Annotated in this window: 12 protein-coding genes, 21 tRNA genes, 3 rRNA genes and 1 riboswitch; of the genes, 8 read left to right on the forward strand and 28 right to left on the reverse strand. The window is 44.7% G+C overall.

Translation table 11 applies throughout. From position 1 onward, the window contains the following. Positions 1-69: 69 nt before the first annotated feature. The 3 genes from LCD32_RS13555 (at position 70) to LCD32_RS13565 (ending at position 2,424) form a co-directional block, all read left to right on the forward strand. Positions 70-1,008, forward strand: coding sequence for a 1,4-dihydroxy-2-naphthoate polyprenyltransferase (locus LCD32_RS13555; RefSeq protein WP_224564014.1), 939 nt, complete (start codon positions 70-72; stop codon positions 1,006-1,008). Between the two features lie 117 nt (positions 1,009-1,125). Then, positions 1,126-1,860: a TraR/DksA C4-type zinc finger protein gene (locus tag LCD32_RS13560; protein WP_017367914.1), complete on the forward strand. Its 735-nt coding sequence runs from the start codon at positions 1,126-1,128 to the stop codon at positions 1,858-1,860. Positions 1,861-1,947: 87 nt separating this feature from the next. Beyond that, on the forward strand, positions 1,948-2,424 hold the full coding sequence (locus LCD32_RS13565; protein ID WP_224564016.1) for a TspO/MBR family protein: 477 nt from the start codon (positions 1,948-1,950) through the stop codon (positions 2,422-2,424). 76 nt (positions 2,425-2,500) lie between these two features. Here the strand turns inward: LCD32_RS13565 and LCD32_RS13570 are convergent. From LCD32_RS13570 to LCD32_RS13685, 24 genes are all read right to left on the reverse strand, one after another. Continuing rightward, positions 2,501-2,572 (reverse strand) — tRNA-Glu (locus LCD32_RS13570). A 7-nt stretch (positions 2,573-2,579) separates the two neighbouring features. Next, positions 2,580-2,670 (reverse strand) — tRNA-Ser (locus tag LCD32_RS13575). Positions 2,671-2,673: 3 nt separating this feature from the next. Beyond that, positions 2,674-2,748 (reverse strand) — tRNA-Asn (locus LCD32_RS13580). A gap of 6 nt (positions 2,749-2,754) precedes the next feature. Next, positions 2,755-2,831, reverse strand: a tRNA-Ile gene (locus LCD32_RS13585). Positions 2,832-2,847: 16 nt separating this feature from the next. Beyond that, positions 2,848-2,921, reverse strand: a tRNA-Gly gene (locus LCD32_RS13590). A gap of 11 nt (positions 2,922-2,932) precedes the next feature. Continuing rightward, positions 2,933-3,008: transfer RNA gene (locus tag LCD32_RS13595), tRNA-His, on the reverse strand. A gap of 24 nt (positions 3,009-3,032) precedes the next feature. After that, positions 3,033-3,105 (reverse strand) — tRNA-Phe (locus LCD32_RS13600). A gap of 17 nt (positions 3,106-3,122) precedes the next feature. Beyond that, positions 3,123-3,199: transfer RNA gene (locus LCD32_RS13605), tRNA-Asp, on the reverse strand. A 15-nt stretch (positions 3,200-3,214) separates the two neighbouring features. After that, positions 3,215-3,291: transfer RNA gene (locus LCD32_RS13610), tRNA-Met, on the reverse strand. 22 nt (positions 3,292-3,313) lie between these two features. After that, positions 3,314-3,406 (reverse strand) — tRNA-Ser (locus tag LCD32_RS13615). A gap of 7 nt (positions 3,407-3,413) precedes the next feature. Further along, positions 3,414-3,490: transfer RNA gene (locus LCD32_RS13620), tRNA-Ile, on the reverse strand. Positions 3,491-3,494: 4 nt separating this feature from the next. Continuing rightward, positions 3,495-3,568 (reverse strand) — tRNA-Met (locus LCD32_RS13625). Positions 3,569-3,594: 26 nt separating this feature from the next. Next, a tRNA-Ala gene (locus LCD32_RS13630) sits at positions 3,595-3,667 on the reverse strand. 8 nt (positions 3,668-3,675) lie between these two features. Then, positions 3,676-3,752, reverse strand: a tRNA-Pro gene (locus LCD32_RS13635). Between the two features lie 7 nt (positions 3,753-3,759). Next, positions 3,760-3,836, reverse strand: a tRNA-Arg gene (locus LCD32_RS13640). Positions 3,837-3,847: 11 nt separating this feature from the next. Further along, a tRNA-Leu gene (locus LCD32_RS13645) sits at positions 3,848-3,933 on the reverse strand. A gap of 12 nt (positions 3,934-3,945) precedes the next feature. After that, positions 3,946-4,017, reverse strand: a tRNA-Gly gene (locus LCD32_RS13650). Between the two features lie 30 nt (positions 4,018-4,047). Further along, a tRNA-Leu gene (locus tag LCD32_RS13655) sits at positions 4,048-4,130 on the reverse strand. A gap of 7 nt (positions 4,131-4,137) precedes the next feature. Continuing rightward, positions 4,138-4,213 (reverse strand) — tRNA-Lys (locus LCD32_RS13660). Between the two features lie 37 nt (positions 4,214-4,250). After that, positions 4,251-4,326 (reverse strand) — tRNA-Thr (locus LCD32_RS13665). Positions 4,327-4,359: 33 nt separating this feature from the next. Next, positions 4,360-4,435: transfer RNA gene (locus LCD32_RS13670), tRNA-Val, on the reverse strand. A gap of 558 nt (positions 4,436-4,993) precedes the next feature. After that, positions 4,994-5,109 (reverse strand): 5S ribosomal RNA (gene rrf, locus LCD32_RS13675). Positions 5,110-5,170: 61 nt separating this feature from the next. Next, positions 5,171-8,101: ribosomal RNA gene (locus LCD32_RS13680) — 23S ribosomal RNA — on the reverse strand. A gap of 182 nt (positions 8,102-8,283) precedes the next feature. Further along, a 16S ribosomal RNA gene (locus LCD32_RS13685) occupies positions 8,284-9,832 on the reverse strand. The 16S, 23S and 5S rRNA genes sit together here, the layout of an rRNA operon. A gap of 436 nt (positions 9,833-10,268) precedes the next feature. Continuing rightward, positions 10,269-10,371: riboswitch (TPP riboswitch) on the forward strand. A 96-nt stretch (positions 10,372-10,467) separates the two neighbouring features. Between LCD32_RS13685 and thiT the strand changes: the two genes are divergently transcribed. Further along, entirely contained in the window at positions 10,468-11,043 is a 576-nt protein-coding gene (gene thiT, locus LCD32_RS13690; protein WP_007500615.1) for an energy-coupled thiamine transporter ThiT, read from the forward strand. 239 nt (positions 11,044-11,282) lie between these two features. On the opposite strand, the gene LCD32_RS13695 is transcribed toward thiT, so the two are convergent. Next, complete coding sequence (locus LCD32_RS13695) at positions 11,283-11,837, reverse strand: GNAT family N-acetyltransferase (protein WP_035701109.1); 555 nt, start codon at positions 11,835-11,837, stop codon at positions 11,283-11,285. A gap of 169 nt (positions 11,838-12,006) precedes the next feature. Between LCD32_RS13695 and LCD32_RS13700 the strand changes: the two genes are divergently transcribed. The 3 genes from LCD32_RS13700 to ftsW are packed head-to-tail and all read left to right on the forward strand — an operon-like array spanning position 12,007 to position 14,953. Further along, the gene (locus LCD32_RS13700) at positions 12,007-12,645 is read left to right on the forward strand and encodes a DUF1232 domain-containing protein (protein ID WP_224564018.1); all 639 of its coding nucleotides are present in this window, start codon (positions 12,007-12,009) and stop codon (positions 12,643-12,645) included. A 14-nt stretch (positions 12,646-12,659) separates the two neighbouring features. After that, complete coding sequence (gene rodA, locus LCD32_RS13705) at positions 12,660-13,814, forward strand: rod shape-determining protein RodA (RefSeq protein ID WP_060781333.1); 1,155 nt, start codon at positions 12,660-12,662, stop codon at positions 13,812-13,814. 5 nt (positions 13,815-13,819) lie between these two features. Next, entirely contained in the window at positions 13,820-14,953 is a 1,134-nt protein-coding gene (gene ftsW / locus LCD32_RS13710) for a putative lipid II flippase FtsW (RefSeq protein WP_411908498.1), read from the forward strand. A gap of 31 nt (positions 14,954-14,984) precedes the next feature. Here the strand turns inward: ftsW and LCD32_RS13715 are convergent, their stop codons facing one another. Together LCD32_RS13715 and LCD32_RS13720 are read right to left on the reverse strand one after the other, a co-directional pair. Further along, positions 14,985-16,532: a flotillin family protein gene (locus LCD32_RS13715; RefSeq protein ID WP_007500611.1), complete on the reverse strand. Its 1,548-nt coding sequence runs from the start codon at positions 16,530-16,532 to the stop codon at positions 14,985-14,987. 11 nt (positions 16,533-16,543) lie between these two features. Further along, complete coding sequence (locus tag LCD32_RS13720) at positions 16,544-17,074, reverse strand: hypothetical protein (RefSeq protein WP_017367919.1); 531 nt, start codon at positions 17,072-17,074, stop codon at positions 16,544-16,546. A 205-nt stretch (positions 17,075-17,279) separates the two neighbouring features. Here LCD32_RS13720 and LCD32_RS13725 point away from each other — a divergent pair, with 205 nt between their 5' ends. Further along, positions 17,280-17,759, forward strand: coding sequence for a DinB family protein (locus LCD32_RS13725; protein WP_025207854.1), 480 nt, complete (start codon positions 17,280-17,282; stop codon positions 17,757-17,759). A gap of 239 nt (positions 17,760-17,998) precedes the next feature. Here LCD32_RS13725 and LCD32_RS13730 read toward each other — a convergent pair whose 3' ends face one another. After that, on the reverse strand, positions 17,999-19,207 hold the full coding sequence (locus LCD32_RS13730; protein WP_035701121.1) for an iron-containing alcohol dehydrogenase: 1,209 nt from the start codon (positions 19,205-19,207) through the stop codon (positions 17,999-18,001). Positions 19,208-19,220: the final 13 nt, after the last annotated feature.

Below are 19,220 nucleotides of genomic sequence, written 5' to 3' on the forward strand. Positions count from 1 at the left end.
ACCTTTTTGAACTTTGCTAAACTGGAATTTGGACGTGTACGTATTTTTTTATTTAAAGGAGTATATTTTATGCAGCATCAATCGATATCAGATCAGCTTTCACCAATAAAGCCTGATAAGAACTGGCGGATTTGGTGGAATTTACTACGACCGCATACATTAACAGCGGCATTTATTCCCGTTACTTTAGGAACTGTCCTAGCACTTCCGAGTGGTCAAATACATGTTGGGCTATTTTTAGCTATGCTATTTGCATCGATGTTTATCCAAATTGCAACGAACATGTTTAATGAGTACTTTGATTATGTTCGCGGATTGGACAATGAGAAATCTGTCGGTATCGGCGGAGCGATCGTGAGAAACGGTGTAAAACCAAAAACAGTTTTAGGCCTCGCTTATGCCTTATTCGCGCTTTCTTTATTACTTGGGATCTATATTTGCATGATGTCTAGCTGGTGGATTGCACTCATAGGACTAATTTGTATGGCAGCAGGCTATTTTTATACCGGTGGCCCTGTACCAATTGCTTATACACCATTTGGAGAACTTGTATCAGGTGCTTTTATGGGACTAGGCATCATTTTAATTAGTTTCTATATCCAAACAGGAACATTGACATCAAAAGCTGTGCTCATTTCATTACCCATCTCTATTTTAGTTGGTGCCATCTTACTGTCGAACAATATCCGTGATTTAGACGGTGATAAAGAGAATGGACGAAAGACACTTGCTATCCTAGCTGGACGTAAAGCGGCCGTCAACATCCTACTTTCCATGTTTGTGATCTCATATGTACTCATTTTTGTTTATATCTTTATGGATATCGTGGGTCTTTGGAGTCTTCTTGTCTTACTCAGTGTGCCAAAAGCTTATACAGCCATTAAAGAATTTAAGCAAAAAGAAAAACCAATTGAATTAATGAATGCCATGAAGTCGACAGCACAAACCAATACGTTTTTTGGTTTCCTGTTAACGATCGCATTGATCTTACAATATTATCTCTCATAACACGAAACGCCTGCAGCCGCAGGCGTTTTTTATTGAAGAATTGCTTCAAATTGGCACAAGTCTTACATAAAAATTTGCTCATACTAACAATATGTTTGATATGAAAGGGTGATCGCTTTGTTGTCTAAAAACGAATTACATCAATTGAAGCAGCGACTTCTCGATGAAAAACAAGAAATTGAAGCCAAAAGCCATGACGATGAACAGAAAGTATCATTTCCTTATGATTCAGTGGGCGAACTGTCAGCTTATGATAACCACCCTGGCGACCAAGGGACAGAACTATTCGAACGCGGAAAAGACATTGCCTTAAACAGTTTGGAACATGAGCATCTGTCCGATATCAATGAAGCACTCCAAGCAATGGCAGACGGCTCTTATGGTTTGTGTAAAGTGTGTAAAGCCCCTATTCCTAAAGAACGCTTAGAAGCCCTTCCCACCGCCGTCACATGCACAGAGCATTCAAAAGAACAGACCGTTTCACAAAACCGTCCCATTGAAGAGGACTTATTAAGTCCGCCCTCAGGGCAATTTGAAAATGAAGAAAGTGCTGCATATGATGGCGAAGATGCCTACCAAGATGTAGAACGATATGGGAACTCTGATACCCCGTCCGATATGGAATTTCCTCCATTGACATACGATGATGTGTATACACAATCAGAAGATGAAGATTATGTGGAAGACTATGAAGGGTTTGCAGCTGCTGATATTGAAGGTAAAGCAAGCAAGGTCTATCCAAATAAAGCACACGAAGCTTATGAAGAAGCATTAGATGAAGAAGGTGTCATGACGGTGTTTGGTGACTTGAAACCGTATGAAGAAGAACCTTATACTAAAAAAAATCATTAGTCCCCACATATTGGGGGCTTGATGTTTATATCATGTAATAATTGGGAAATAAGTTGAAGAGTGAATTGATTGGGAGGAGATTTCTGGATGGCTAAAAAAAGTATCATTTGGGCGGTTATCGTCTTCTTTATTACATACGCATTATTTTCTATTGCAGGGTTCCTGTTCCCTATCGACAGGGAATGGTATGACGCACTAAATAAACCTGAATGGACACCTAGTGGTGGTGTCATCGGTGCGGTCTGGGCTGTCTTATTCGCCCTCATTTCGTTATCTGCCGCCATCATTTATGCAAAGTATGGTTTTCAAAAAATCACATTACCATTTTGGATTCTGTTTCTTTTAAATTATGTATTCAATCAAGCCTTTAGCTTTTTTCAATTTACAAAAAAAGATTTATTTGCAGCTACGATCGACTGCCTGCTTGTAGCACTGACAGCACTAGCACTTGTCATCGTCTCACGTAAACTAAGCAAAGTTGTCCCAATTTTATTGATTCCTTATGTTTTATGGGGATTCTTTGCGACATACTTGTCTTATACGATCTATTCCATGAATATGTAAGTAAAGACCGCTATGATGGCGGTCTTTCGTTTTGCGGAAAATAAAAAAGAGGTCTTTATTAGACCTCTTTAAAAAATGACCCGTACGGGATTCGAACCCGTGTTACCGCCGTGAAAGGGCGGTGTCTTAACCGCTTGACCAACGGGCCAGAAAAATGGCGGAGAAGGAGGGATTTGAACCCTCGCGCCGCTTGCGCGACCTACACCCTTAGCAGGGGCGCCTCTTCAGCCACTTGAGTACTTCTCCATTTGGCTCCGCAGGTAGGATTCGAACCTACGACCGATCGGTTAACAGCCGATAGCTCTACCACTGAGCTACTGCGGAAAGTCATGGTGGGCCTGAGTGGACTCGAACCACCGACCTCACGCTTATCAGGCGTGCGCTCTAACCAGCTGAGCTACAGGCCCATGAACGATATGCAAATGGAGCGGGTGATGGGAATCGAACCCACGACATCAGCTTGGAAGGCTGAGGTTTTACCACTAAACTACACCCGCAAAAATATGTATGGGGCGATTGATGGGAATCGAACCCACGAGTGCCAGAGCCACAATCTGGTGCGTTAACCACTTCGCCACAACCGCCATACTGATATTTATTTGTAAAAGTGGCTCGGGACGGAATCGAACCGCCGACACACGGATTTTCAGTCCGTTGCTCTACCAACTGAGCTACCGAGCCATGTATTCATTTGAAAATGGCGGTCCGGACGGGACTCGAACCCGCGACCTCCTGCGTGACAGGCAGGCATTCTAACCAACTGAACTACCGGACCAATAGAGAAAAAATTTGGTTGCGGGGGCAGGATTTGAACCTGCGACCTTCGGGTTATGAGCCCGACGAGCTACCGAACTGCTCCACCCCGCGATGATATCATTTTTTAAAAATATGGCGGAGGAAGAGGGATTCGAACCCCCGCGGGCTTTGACACCCCTGTCGGTTTTCAAGACCGATCCCTTCAGCCGGACTTGGGTATTCCTCCGTATAGATGGTGGACCTTGTAGGACTCGAACCTACGACCGGACGGTTATGAGCCGTCTGCTCTAACCAACTGAGCTAAAGGTCCTTTATAGCGGCGGAGGGGATCGAACCCCCGACCTCACGGGTATGAACCGTACGCTCTAGCCAGCTGAGCTACACCGCCATGATATAAAATAATCTTTTAAAAAGTGGAGCCTAGCGGGATCGAACCGCTGACCTCCTGCGTGCAAGGCAGGCGCTCTCCCAGCTGAGCTAAGGCCCCATAAAAGATGGTCGGGAAGACAGGATTCGAACCTGCGACCCCTTGGTCCCAAACCAAGTGCTCTACCAAGCTGAGCTACTTCCCGATCTTAATGGCGCGCCCGAGAGGAGTCGAACCCCTAACCTTTTGATCCGTAGTCAAACGCTCTATCCAATTGAGCTACGGGCGCTTATTTTATAATGCCGAGGGCCGGACTTGAACCGGCACGGTAGTCACCTACCGCAGGATTTTAAGTCCTGTGTGTCTGCCAATTCCACCACCCCGGCGTGGATGGTATAAGCGGAAGACGGGATTCGAACCCGCGACCCCCACCTTGGCAAGGTGGTGTTCTACCACTGAACTACTTCCGCATTACAGGATTTCTTTATGTTGTTTGGCAATGCGGGTGAAGGGACTTGAACCCCCACGTCATAAAGACACTAGATCCTAAGTCTAGCGCGTCTGCCAATTCCGCCACACCCGCATGAAAATGGTGAGCCATGAAGGACTCGAACCTTCGACCCTCTGATTAAAAGTCAGATGCTCTACCAACTGAGCTAATGGCTCGCTTTTAAAGCGACTTGTCTATCTTACCATATGAAAGTGGTGCCGGCAAGAGGACTTGAACCCCCAACCTACTGATTACAAGTCAGTTGCTCTACCAGTTGAGCTACACCGGCTTTATCTATCCTAACATTATGTAAGAATAAATATGGTGGAGGATGACGGGCTCGAACCGCCGACCCTCTGCTTGTAAGGCAGATGCTCTCCCAGCTGAGCTAATCCTCCACTATGTAGGAATCTCTCGATCCGACAAAGATTATTATATACAGGTTTCACTCATTTGTAAAGGCTATATTAAAAAAATTTTATTTCATTTTTCATAACGTATTTCTTTTAACAGATGATGTTGATGTTACCAGTCAAAACGGCTTCAATTCAACGATTAACAGCTGTATTTCTCTTCTCTATATTCTCTCTAAAAACGAGTAAATCCTTTAAAAATATCAGCAGCCTTTCAATTTTTATACTTTAATGATATAGATATTTCTTTATTTCAACTGTTAAACGCAATGAATGTTTTGATTTCAATAAAATAGACTTATACAATTCCATTTAAATGAATGAATTTGTATCAGGCATCTATACACCTGCTATTCTTTCTCTCTATTACTTTTCTCCATACTTAAAAGTGAACATGCTTCACAGACTTTCACGTTGATTTAGAGCATCTCCACGCTTGTAGTAAAGTAAAACAACCTGATTTATACCACATATGTATCAAGGTGATCTTCTTTCAAACAGCACAAAAAAGACCAGTTCCGACTGGAACTGATCCTTTGAAAAGCTTGGCGGCGTCCTACTCTCACAGGGGGAAACCCCCAACTACCATCGGCGCTGAAGAGCTTAACTTCCGTGTTCGGTATGGGAACGGGTGTGACCTCTTCGCTATCGCCACCAAACCTGATGGAGAGAATGTTCTCTCAAAACTAGATAACAACGTTCATTTTTCACATTAGAATATAGGTTAAGTCCTCGATCTATTAGTATCTGTCAGCTCCACGTGTCACCACGCTTCCACCTCAGACCTATCAACCTGATCATCTTTCAGGGATCTTACTTCCTTGCGGAATGGGAAATCTCATCTTGAGGGGGGCTTCATGCTTAGATGCTTTCAGCACTTATCCCGTCCGCACATAGCTACCCAGCGATGCCCTTGGCAGAACAACTGGTACACCAGCGGTGCGTCCATCCCGGTCCTCTCGTACTAAGGACAGCTCCTCTCAAATTTCCTGCGCCCGCGACGGATAGGGACCGAACTGTCTCACGACGTTCTGAACCCAGCTCGCGTACCGCTTTAATGGGCGAACAGCCCAACCCTTGGGACCGACTACAGCCCCAGGATGCGATGAGCCGACATCGAGGTGCCAAACCTCCCCGTCGATGTGGACTCTTGGGGGAGATAAGCCTGTTATCCCCGGGGTAGCTTTTATCCGTTGAGCGATGGCCCTTCCATGCGGAACCACCGGATCACTAAGCCCGACTTTCGTCCCTGCTCGACTTGTAGGTCTCGCAGTCAAGCTCCCTTGTGCCTTTACACTCTGCGAATGATTTCCAACCATTCTGAGGGAACCTTTGGGCGCCTCCGTTACATTTTAGGAGGCGACCGCCCCAGTCAAACTGCCCACCTGACACTGTCTCCCTGCCCGATAAGGGCAGCGGGTTAGAAGGTCAATACAGCCAGGGTAGTATCCCACCGATGCCTCCACCGAAGCTAGCGCTCCGGTTTCCAAGGCTCCTACCTATCCTGTACAAGCTGTACCAACATTCAATATCAGGCTGCAGTAAAGCTCCACGGGGTCTTTCCGTCCTGTCGCGGGTAACCTGCATCTTCACAGGTACTATAATTTCACCGAGTCTCTCGTTGAGACAGTGCCCAGATCGTTGCGCCTTTCGTGCGGGTCGGAACTTACCCGACAAGGAATTTCGCTACCTTAGGACCGTTATAGTTACGGCCGCCGTTTACTGGGGCTTCAATTCGCACCTTCGCTTACGCTAAGCGCTCCTCTTAACCTTCCAGCACCGGGCAGGCGTCAGCCCCTATACTTCGCCTTACGGCTTCGCAGAGACCTGTGTTTTTGCTAAACAGTCGCCTGGGCCTATTCACTGCGGCTTCTCGGGGCTTTAACACCCTAAGAAGCACCCCTTCTCCCGAAGTTACGGGGTCATTTTGCCGAGTTCCTTAACGAGAGTTCTCTCGATCACCTTAGGATTCTCTCCTCGCCTACCTGTGTCGGTTTGCGGTACGGGCACCTCTCACCTCGCTAGAGGCTTTTCTTGGCAGTGTGGAATCAGGAACTTCGCTACTAAATTTCGCTCGCCATCACAGCTCAGCCTTCACGGGAAACGGATTTGCCTATTTCCCAGCCTAACTGCTTGGACGCGGATATCCAATACCGCGCTTACCCTATCCTCCTGCGTCCCCCCATTGCTCAAATGGTGAGGAGGTGGTACAGGAATATCAACCTGTTGTCCATCGCCTACGCCTTTCGGCCTCGGCTTAGGTCCCGACTAACCCTGAGCGGACGAGCCTTCCTCAGGAAACCTTAGGCATTCGGTGGACGGGATTCTCACCCGTCTTTCGCTACTCATACCGGCATTCTCACTTCTAAGCGCTCCACCAGTCCTTCCGGTCTGACTTCACTGCACTTAGAACGCTCTCCTACCACTGTTCGTAAGAACAGTCCGCAGCTTCGGTGATACGTTTAGCCCCGGTACATTTTCGGCGCAGAGTCACTCGACCAGTGAGCTATTACGCACTCTTTAAATGGTGGCTGCTTCTAAGCCAACATCCTGGTTGTCTAAGCAACTCCACATCCTTTTCCACTTAACGTATACTTTGGGACCTTAGCTGGCGGTCTGGGCTGTTTCCCTTTCGACTACGGATCTTATCACTCGCAGTCTGACTCCCAAGGATAAGTCATCGGCATTCGGAGTTTGACTGAATTCGGTAACCCGGTAGGGGCCCCTAGTCCAATCAGTGCTCTACCTCCGAGACTCTTACCTTGAGGCTAGCCCTAAAGCTATTTCGGAGAGAACCAGCTATCTCCAGGTTCGATTGGCATTTCACCCCTACCCACACCTCATCCCCGCACTTTTCAACGTGCGTGGGTTCGGGCCTCCATTCAGTGTTACCTGAACTTCACCCTGGACATGGGTAGATCACCTGGTTTCGGGTCTACGACCACGTACTCATGCGCCCTATTCAGACTCGCTTTCGCTGCGGCTCCGCATCTTCTGCTTAACCTTGCACGGGATCGTAACTCGCCGGTTCATTCTACAAAAGGCACGCCATCACCCGTTAACGGGCTCTGACTACTTGTAGGCACACGGTTTCAGGATCTATTTCACTCCCCTTCCGGGGTGCTTTTCACCTTTCCCTCACGGTACTGGTTCACTATCGGTCACTAGGGAGTATTTAGCCTTGGGAGATGGTCCTCCCGGATTCCGACGGAATTTCACGTGTTCCGCCGTACTCAGGATCCACTCTGGAGAGAACAACATTTCAGTTACAGGGCTGTTACCTTCTTTGGCGGGCCTTTCCAGACCTCTTCGCTTATATCGTTCCTTTGTAACTCCGTATAGAGTGTCCTACAACCCCAAGAGGCAAGCCTCTTGGTTTGGGCTGTTCCCGTTTCGCTCGCCGCTACTCAGGGAATCGCATTTGCTTTCTCTTCCTCCGGGTACTTAGATGTTTCAGTTCCCCGGGTATGCCTTCTCATACTCTATGTATTCAAGTATGGATACTACTCCATTACGAGCAGTGGGTTTCCCCATTCGGAAATCTCCGGATCAAAGCTTGCTTACAGCTCCCCGAAGCATATCGGTGTTCGTCCCGTCCTTCATCGGCTCCTAGTGCCAAGGCATCCACCGTGCGCCCTTTCTAACTTAACCATTTCTTACTTTAGAAAGAATCACTATGTGTGATGAACTTTGCATTGCATTCAATGTGAATGTATTACTTATTGTTATCTAGTTTTCAAAGAACAATCCTGTCTCGCTAGAGACATGTTTGAAGGAATGATCCTTCAAAACTAAACAAGACGAAAAACGTACGCTGCTCCATATATCCTTAGAAAGGAGGTGATCCAGCCGCACCTTCCGATACGGCTACCTTGTTACGACTTCACCCCAATCATCTGCCCCACCTTCGGCGGCTGGCTCCATAAAGGTTACCTCACCGACTTCGGGTGTTGCAAACTCTCGTGGTGTGACGGGCGGTGTGTACAAGGCCCGGGAACGTATTCACCGCGGCATGCTGATCCGCGATTACTAGCGATTCCAGCTTCACGCAGTCGAGTTGCAGACTGCGATCCGAACTGAGAACAGATTTGTGGGATTGGCTAAACCTTGCGGTCTCGCAGCCCTTTGTTCTGTCCATTGTAGCACGTGTGTAGCCCAGGTCATAAGGGGCATGATGATTTGACGTCATCCCCACCTTCCTCCGGTTTGTCACCGGCAGTCACCTTAGAGTGCCCAACTGAATGCTGGCAACTAAGATCAAGGGTTGCGCTCGTTGCGGGACTTAACCCAACATCTCACGACACGAGCTGACGACAACCATGCACCACCTGTCACTCTGTCCCCGAAGGGAAAGCCCTATCTCTAGGGTTGTCAGAGGATGTCAAGACCTGGTAAGGTTCTTCGCGTTGCTTCGAATTAAACCACATGCTCCACCGCTTGTGCGGGCCCCCGTCAATTCCTTTGAGTTTCAGTCTTGCGACCGTACTCCCCAGGCGGAGTGCTTAATGCGTTAGCTGCAGCACTAAGGGGCGGAAACCCCCTAACACTTAGCACTCATCGTTTACGGCGTGGACTACCAGGGTATCTAATCCTGTTCGCTCCCCACGCTTTCGCTCCTCAGCGTCAGTTACAGACCAGAGAGTCGCCTTCGCCACTGGTGTTCCTCCACATCTCTACGCATTTCACCGCTACACGTGGAATTCCACTCTCCTCTTCTGCACTCAAGTTTCCCAGTTTCCAATGACCCTCCCCGGTTGAGCCGGGGGCTTTCACATCAGACTTAAGAAACCGCCTGCGAGCCCTTTACGCCCAATAATTCCGGACAACGCTTGCCACCTACGTATTACCGCGGCTGCTGGCACGTAGTTAGCCGTGGCTTTCTGGTTAGGTACCGTCAAGGTGCAAGCAGTTACTCTTGCACTTGTTCTTCCCTAACAACAGAGCTTTACGATCCGAAAACCTTCATCACTCACGCGGCGTTGCTCCGTCAGACTTTCGTCCATTGCGGAAGATTCCCTACTGCTGCCTCCCGTAGGAGTCTGGGCCGTGTCTCAGTCCCAGTGTGGCCGATCACCCTCTCAGGTCGGCTACGCATCGTCGCCTTGGTGAGCCGTTACCTCACCAACTAGCTAATGCGCCGCGGGTCCATCTGTAAGTGACAGCCGAAACCGTCTTTCATCCTTGAACCATGCGGTTCAAGGAACTATCCGGTATTAGCTCCGGTTTCCCGGAGTTATCCCAGTCTTACAGGCAGGTTACCCACGTGTTACTCACCCGTCCGCCGCTAACATCCGGGAGCAAGCTCCCTTCTGTCCGCTCGACTTGCATGTATTAGGCACGCCGCCAGCGTTCGTCCTGAGCCAGGATCAAACTCTCCGAGGTATGCAGGATGCATATCACACATGCGTTGCTACACGATGTAGTGAACTTAGCATGTGATCATTTCCTGCCTCGTCAGTTTGACTGACTACCTATGATGTATCATAGGATTTTTTTATAAAAACTCGAATTAACAGGTACGTTTTGTCTTGTTTAGTTTTCAAAGATCATCTTCGTTATCGCTCAGAAGCGACTTTATTAATATAACATTCTATCAAGATGAAGTCAACAACTTTTTTCTCGAATGTTATTTCTCAACCGCGCTGTTTCAGCGGCGAATACAAATATAACACCTTTTAAAAGAAGAAACAAGTATTTTTTCTAAATAATTTATTTTTCCTGATCTCTTCCTATATATTCGTACAAAAAGGGCTTAACTCCATAATTCACTATTGTTGATCCTGTAGGTCTTTAGTATATTTATAATAGATTGAAATTTAATAACCGCAGGGGGAGCCTCGTGCTGAGAGTGAACAATTCGTTGTTCTGACCCTTTGAACCTGTCAGTTAATACTGAAGTAGGAATGTGGAATCACTTGCATACATGCATGTATGCAAGCCGATATGTTTTTCTATGAATCACATACTCATCCTGACATGGTCTCTCCTTGCACAATTCGTGAAAAGGGGATTTTTTTATGCAGCAATCAAATCAATTAGTACGACTGATGGAGATCGCCATCATGACTTCTCTTGCACTTGTTTTAGATTATTTATCAGGTCTCTTTTTAAGAATGCCAAACGGCGGGTCAATTGCACTGATCATGATTCCTGTCATTCTCATGTCCATTAGATGGGGCGTGTCTGCTGGATTTATCATCGGTGTGTTAATCGCAGGACTGCAGCTGATGAACAATCCTATTATTGCTACACCTGTACAAGGATTTCTCGATTACTTTGTCGCATCTGTTGTGATTTGTTTAAGCGGGCTATTCTCAGGATCAATTAAAAAAGCCATTCAGGATAAAAAGCGAAAGAAACAATTCTTCTATATTATCCTAGCTGTATTTGTCGCCAGTTTCTTCAGACTGCTGACGTTCTTTATTTCAGGTGTAGTCTTCTTTTCTCATTATGCACCAAAAGGAACACCAGGTTGGGTGTATTCATTAGTTTATAACAGCACATATATGATTCCTTCATTTATCATTTGTAGTATTGTTCTTTGTTTACTCATCCCTAGTGCGTCTCGTTTGGTTTTTCCTCGACAAAAATAACCCAGCTGTTTCAGCGGGTTATTTTTTATGCATAATTTGCTGCTCTATTGAATCTATTAATAGTAGAAGATTTCATGCTGGAGGTACGACAATGAATCCTTACTCCATTATGCTGTGCTGTTACATCCTCAGTCTCGCCTACTTTTTGGCCAGTTTCTATGAGGCATTAAAAATAGCAGGTGTGAAAGGAAAAGTAGAGGCTTCTCCTTTTATATCTTATATTTTACTCGCCACCCTTTTTACTTTTTTCTCTCATTATTACTGGAAGCTGACGATATAATCTGTTGAACATGAGCACTTAGTACAGACAGCTCCCATCCATACCCTATTTCCTCATGGTTCTCACCAGCCAGCTCGAACTGGCTGGTGACGGCAAAACTAGGTTGAAGCTTTTGATAAAATTGCTTCGCTGAATTTTGCTCAAATACCCAGAGCAGCATATTCTGATAGCCTTTCTCTATTAAATAATCCACACCTTTTGCAATCAAAGCCATACCCGCTCCTGATTTCTGTTTTCTCTGCAACAAATAGATGGCATAAAGCTCACCATCATATTTTGAATATCTCTCATCACGCTGTTTTCCGAAGGAAGCAAAACCAAATACTCCGTCAGCATCCTCTGCGACAAACGTGCCTTCAAGCGACCTGCTTCTCCAGCTCTCTTCCCGCTCCCCTACATTCAAAGCATCTAAATACTCTTGTGAAATAATGCCGTGATAAGTCGTTTGCCAGCTCTTCACATGAATTTCGGCAATTTTAGGAATATCATTATGTACTGCATGTCTAACCTTCATCCACGCACCCCTTTTAGCCATTTCTTACTCTATGTTTCATATGATAAGTTTCTATTTTATAAAATTCAATCCCTAATGGATATTCGTTGACATTTTGTCAACACCCCTATATATTGGGTACGACTTCTTCTATTGAAGAGTTGAACTTTATGAAAAGGGGAAAGAAGAGATGGAATTTAAAACAACTGAGCTTCGGCAGTTTTTAAAAGAACAACTGCAAATACGTTCTCTTTCATTAAGAGAACTCAGTACACAAACAGAAATTGATAAAGCGACACTGTCTAGAATCATGAACGGAAAAAGAAAACCGACTTTGAACCATTTACAGCGGCTTTCAGATGCTCTACACATTTCTTTAGATCATCTATTGGTCACGGCTGGATTTTCAATTAAAAACGAAAGAGTTCACGGTAATACGTTTATTCAAGCAGTAGAAGAGATTGAGCGAACGCTGAAAGATCATAATGTCTATGACGGGACGTTCAGCGAGAATGAATTGAAACAGAAGTTAAATGAATATGAAACCTATAGTCAATCAGATGAGGGAAAAGAAACAATCTCAGCAAAGTTTGAAAAAAAGATAGATACGATAAGTGGTGTTGGGCCATTTCTTGATCAATTGAAAAGCATGTACTGCTCGTTCATGAGCGGACGGGGGACTTCTCGAGAATTGATGTTGATGGGAGGCGCATTACTTTACTTCATTATGCCCGTTGATTTAATACCAGATTATATTTTTCCGATCGGCTATATTGATGACGCTGCAGCGGTGCAGGTCGTATTAAACCAGCTGACAAATAGGTCATAGCAGGTGACGGAGACATGAAAAAACAGAACAGCATTGACTTCGCATTATTATTCACTGTCATTTGCTTCTTTGTGATCAGCCTACTAGCTGTGTATAGCGGATCGGGACAGTATGAAACGCAAGATATGTTTTATTTCGTCAAAAGGCAAGTTTTCTGGTATATCGTCGGCTTTGGCCTTATGGCGGCAGTTGCTTACTTTGATTATGAACTGCTTGAGCGGTTATCTTTTCGATTATTTGCAGGTGGTCTCTTTCTCATCATTCTCGTTCATTTTTTTGGCACGAATCAAAATGGCTCTCAAAGGTGGATCAGCTTGGGACCCATGAAAGTACAACCATCAGAATTTATGAAAATTTTTGTCATTCTTCTGTTAGCGGCTATTTTAAATCGATACAAACATCAGCGCTTTGCATTTAAAGAAAGCATGATTCCCACAATGAAAATTATATGCTGGACCGCTGTTCCTTTTTTCCTGATTTTAATTCAGCCAGATTTGGGGACGGCACTTGTGATCTTGTCTATCGCTTTTACACTGATGCTTGTGTCAGGCATTTCAAGTAAAATGATCGCTGCATTAATCGCTTCTTTTCTCGCGCTTCTTGCATTTTTGACCTACTTGCACAATGAACATTTTGAGCACTTTACAAAAGTGATTAAACCTCACCAGCTTGATCGCATTTATGGATGGCTCTCTCCTGATGAATTTGATTCGACATATGGGTATCAACTGAAACAAGCAATGCTTGGCATTGGGTCAGGACAATTATCAGGAAGCGGGTATACAAAAGGAAATCAAGTACAAGGGGGAAATATCCCTGAAGCCCATACAGATTTTATATTTGCAGTCATTGGCGAGGAGTTTGGTTTTATCGGCGCCTCCCTATTGATCTGTTTATATCTTATGATGGTCTATCGAATGATTCATGTGGCTATGCATGCGAATACCCTTTATGGGCTGTATATATGTGCTGGGGTGGTTGGGCTGATCGTCTTTCAAGTCTTCCAAAACGTTGGGATGACAGTAGGGCTAATGCCTGTGACTGGTCTTGCCCTTCCTTTTATCAGCTATGGGGGCAGTGCGCTTTTAACCAATATGATCGCCATTGGCCTTGTGTTTAGTGTCAATTTGAGGTCCTCATCCTACATGTTTGGACGTAACTGGGATTGAAGGTGATGTCATTGATTCTTTCTCACCTAAAAAAAATCGACCACATTCTTGCTGGGACGATTGTTTGTCTTTGTTTCTTTGGATTACTGATGGTGTACAGTGCGAGTTATCCTTTAGGCGAAATAAAATATGGACAGGGCAGCTACTTCTTCATGAAACAGTGGCAATGGCTTTTGATTGGGTTCTTTTTTTTCATCGCTGCGGCCCTGGTTCCATATCAAGCTTACCGTAAATGGATTCGGTGGCTTGTGATGCTGTCACTGTTATGTCTTATCCTTGTCCTGCTTCCAGGAATCGGTGTTGTTAAAAACAATTCACAACGATGGATTCAATTAGGCTCTCTGATCATCCAGCCGTCTGAGGCTGTGAAATTAGTGATGATCATCTATTTCGCCTATGTATATGCAAGGAAACAAGCGTACATTACATCCTTTAAAAAAGGAGTACTGCCTCCACTTCTTCTTTTAAGTCTAGCTTTTTTATTGATTTTAAAACAGCCAGATTTAGGTACAGCAGTTTCTATTTTATTGAGCTGCGGTATCGTCTTATTATGTGCTGGACTTAAAACACGTCACCTCATTCTACTAGGTTCGACGGCTGCGGCAGGGATCACTTTTTTTGCTGTGACCGCTCCTTATCGTTTGAAACGGATCACTTCTTTTCGTGATCCTTTCATGTATGAAGATGGAGATGGTTATCAGCTGATTCATTCTTATCTCGCCATGGATTCAGGAGGAATGACCGGAAATGGTTTAGGCGGAAGCATTCAAAAACTAGGATTTCTTCCTGAAGCCCATACCGATTTTATTATGGCCATCATTAGTGAAGAGCTGGGAATCATGGGGCTGTTGTTCGTGATGGGTGCCTACCTACTCATCATGTATCGCGCCGTTCGAATCGTTCAAGGTTTACAAGATCCATTTGGAAAACTATTAACGATCGGGCTTACTTTTCAAATTATGATTCAAGCAGCCTTTAATCTCGGAGCTGTCTTTGGGCTTCTCCCCATTACAGGCATTCCTCTTCCCTTTATTAGCTACGGCGGATCTTCATTGGTGTTCATGATGATATCTGCAGGCATTCTTGTGAATCTCTCTTCATCTATCAAAAGACACCGGCATGTGCCCCAAGTAAAATAGACACCCTCTATCAGAAGGTGTCTTTTGATTTTTATTCTTCTATTTGACGATCAGCGATTTCTTTTTTTCTTGGCTGTTTGATTTCATTCGTCAGTTCTTGGATGCTTTGTTTCACATTGCCTTTGCCAGAGAAATTCTCAATAATTTCTTTAACATCAATTCCAGAAGAAGCTTTCAGACTTTCTTGAAGACTGGACATAAGGTTTGTCGCATAGCTGGTCACTTTGTTGGCACCGCTGCCTTCCCCGTTACCACCTGTATCAACAACTGTAATTTTATCAATGTTAGAAAGTGGAGCAGATACTTGTTTCGCATATTCAGGTAGCATTTTCACAATCATATCAAGAATCGCCGCTTGACCATACTGTTCGAATGCTTCTGCAATTTTCTCTTTCGCTTCTGCTTCCGCAAGTCCTTTCAACCTAATGACTTCTGCTTCTGTTTCCCCTTTTGCACGATCGGCTTCTGCTTTGGCAAGCCCGTCAATCCGAACTTTCTCTGCTTCTGCTTTTGCCATTGCTTCAATGCTGTATTTCTTCGCATCTGCTTCTGCAAGACGCTTCGCTTTTTCCGCCGCAGCCGACTGCTCAACAGCATAACGGTCCGCATCTGCTTTCTTTTTCACTTCAGAATCGTATTGACGCTCACGACGCTGGATCTCTTTTTCTTCTAATTCAATTTGCTTCTGACGTTCAATGATTTTGACTTGCATTTCTTGTTCAGTTACGTGCTGACGATTACGAGCTGTTTCAAGATCGTACGCTTGGTCAGCGCTTGCTTTTGCTGTATCTTGTTCACGTCTGAATTCTGCTCTTTTCAGCTCATTGATTTTTTCTGCTTCAGCGATTTCAGTGGCACGCTCAAGCTCAGATTTCTTCGCATCTTTATCTGCTTCTGCACGTTTGATACGTGTTTCTTTATCTGCTTCTGCTGTCGCAATATCTGCATCGCGTTTCACTTGAGCAATTCTAGGTTTACCTAGTGATTCTAAATAGCCATTTTTATCACGGACATCTTTGATTGTAAACGATACAATGACAAGACCCATTTTCGCTAGATCTTGAGAAGCGACACGCTGTACTTCTTGAGAAAATTTCTCTCTGTTTTTATAAATCTCTTCAACTGTCATTGACCCTAAAATGGAGCGAAGGTGTCCTTCTAGTACTTCTCTTGCTTCATTTTCACGATCTTCTTTTGTTTTCCCTAAAAACTGCTCTGCAGCAGTGGCGATTTCTTCAATTGATCCGCCAATTTTAATGATCGCCGTTCCATCCGCCATGACTGGTACACCTTGTTCAGTATAGACTTCAGGCGTTGAAACATCTAGCTTGCTAGATAGTAAGCTGAGCGGCTCTGCTTGTTGAAAAACAGGGAGTACAAAGGTACCTCCACCTCTTACAATCTTAATCTTGTTTCCACCTTCATCCACATGGACATTTTTACTTCCGAGGTAACTTCCTGTGACGATTAATGCTTCATCTGGACCAGCTGTCCGGTATTTCGAAACAAATACACCAATAAGTGCAATGAGAATCACAAGCACAATTCCAATAATAATTAATATGGTTGTTCCTGGCATAGCATTCCCTCCTAGATTTCTTCATTTGGTATAACAGATAACACGCCTTTGTTCACTTCGACGACCAGCACTCGGGTTCCATATGGAATCTCCTCTTCGTCGAAACTGACGGCAGGCTTTGAGATTTTCCCGCTGTTACTAATTAACAGCACTTCTCCAAACCCATCTTTTGGTACAGATACAATGATCTCCCCAGTTCTTCCTTTTAGGTCGGCCTCCGTATATGAAAGAGATTCTTCAGCAGAGGAAAGCGGGACTAAGACAAATACATGTAAACAAGTAACGAGAACCACTGCGAGGATGGCAGATAATACGGCGCCAAGTCCACTTCCTACAATTGCTGTTTTTTCAGAGATAAATCCTCCAGCCGAGAAAAAGGTAAGAAATGCGAGGATCAATGTTGGTTGAAGGAACGGGACAGGAATCGCTTCAAACAATCCATCAAATACATCGCCAAAAAAGACGAAAACAAGCGTCAGGATTCCTGATACCATCAATATGTATAAGTACAGCGTCTGAAGAGGCAGCCCAAACACATCCATCTTCCTCACCCTTTCTTTATGAAATGAGCAGCCTTTCATTCATTTAGACCATGCTCACATCCAAGTGTATTCCTTCTAACAGGTAATACGAACCACTTTTGTAAAGGTTTCATTTTTCATCACAATTCATTAAAGGATTTCTCGGATAGCTAAAGAATGATTGTCTTGTACCAGTATGATAAAATTTGATCTTGAGGTGAGAGAAATGAGTTTATTACATGATGCAAGACAAGAATTGTGGCAAGAGCTGCAAGGTTTGAACGAAGAACAATTGAATCAAAAATTATCTGATGATACTTGGAGCATTCAAGAGGTTGCAGATCATTTAAAGAAAATGGACCTAATTTCAGCAAAACATCTAGCTGCCGAGGGGAAAAAAGCACCGATTAAAGAATATGAGCCAAAGCCGGTGGAAATGGCAGAGGATCGTTCAAAAAAAGCCACTGCGCCTAGTATTGTTGAGCCAGAGCGCAAGCATGTGACACCTACACATTTAAAAGATGAGCTTGATACAGCTCGTGAGAAATTAAATCAAATTTTATCAACGTTTACAGATGAAGATTTCAAACGCGTGATTGCACATCCTGTGTTTGAAGAACTTTCATTAAAGCAATACCTTGATTTTATCGGCGCACATGAAAAGCGCCATATTCATCAAATTAAAGAAATTAAAGAACAGCTATAAGATGTAAAAAAGGCTCCCTTCTGGGAGCCTTTCAGATTGTTGACAAAGGGCTAAAATGAACTTTATTTTAGCCCTTTGTCTTCTTTTCAGCGTGATAGAAAACCTTTGCATTCTAGGAAGGACGAGCATCGGCGCGGAGCGAATTTAACATTCGTGAGCACCGAAGCGCAGGACTGACACCGAATGCGAGGGTTTGTCTACACGCTGAAAGATTCCCTTTTGGGAGCCTTTTTTCATTGTTACACTGTTTTAGGTGTTAAATCAAAGCAGCGAGCGTAAATCCAGTTGTATGCTTTTTCGTTCAGGTCTCTTGGGTTTCCAACTGTTTGCGGATCTTTCATTGCTTCTTTAGATAAACGGTCGATCATATCTTTTGGTACACCTTGTTCTTCTAATGAAGGAACTTCTAGGTCTTCCACTAAATCATACATCCAATTCACTGCTGCTTTTGCAGCTTCCTCTGTTGTCATTCTGCTTGTATCAATACCGAATGCTTGCGCAATCCGGGCGAATTTCTCTGGGTACCCTTTCCAGTTATATTCCATGACAGGTCCCATCATTGCCGCTACACATTGACCATGTGCGACTGGAATAATGCCCCCAAGCGTTTGGCTCATCGCATGGGCTGCGCCAGCTGATTCACTGCCATAGGAAAGTCCGGCAAGCATCGCAGCTTGTGCCATGCCATATCTTGCTTCCAAATCCTCTCCATCGGCAAAGGCACGGCGAATATAATGAGCAGCATATTCAATGGCCATGAGCGCTACCGCATCTGTAATTGGCTGAGCAAACTTCATCGTATAGCATTCGATCGCGTGCGCAAGTGCATCGATACCCGTCATTGCCGTCACATGCGGCGGCATTGATACATGAAGCTCAGGATCAATCACTGTTAGGTGAGCTGCAATGAGCGGTCCACCTGTGTTGAATTTGAATTCCCTTTCTTCGTCAGTGATCACTGCCCACTGCGTGACCTCTGAACCTGTACCAGCCGTTGTCGGAATTGTGGTTAACGGAGGGATTCTATTTTCAAGCGGTTTTTTCCCCTCAGCCGCTTCGTAATCAAGAACTGATCCTTCATGAGTCGCTTCCACACCAATAGCCTTCGCTGTATCCATTGAGCTTCCGCCGCCTACTGCAACTAAACCATTACAGCCTTCTTTTTCATATAAAGCAGATCCTTCGTTCACTAGACGGACTGGCGGATTTGGCTCTACTTTATCAAATAGAACGACATCGATTTGCGCTTCTTTTAATGAAGCAATCACTGGATCTACAACACCCGCTTGATAAATACCAGGATCTGTGACAAGCAATACCTTTGAAACGCCGTATGCTTTCACTTCTTCCCCAACATGTTTCACTGCCCCAATGCCATGCTTGATGACAGTCGGAATTTCAAACGTATGGAATTTTTGCATGCTTTCAATTTTCATATTTAAAGTCATATAGAATCTCCTC

The sequence above is a fragment of the Bacillus sp. RSS_NA_20 genome (assembly GCF_020165915.1).
Lineage (GTDB): Bacteria > Bacillota > Bacilli > Bacillales > Bacillaceae > Bacillus > Bacillus altitudinis.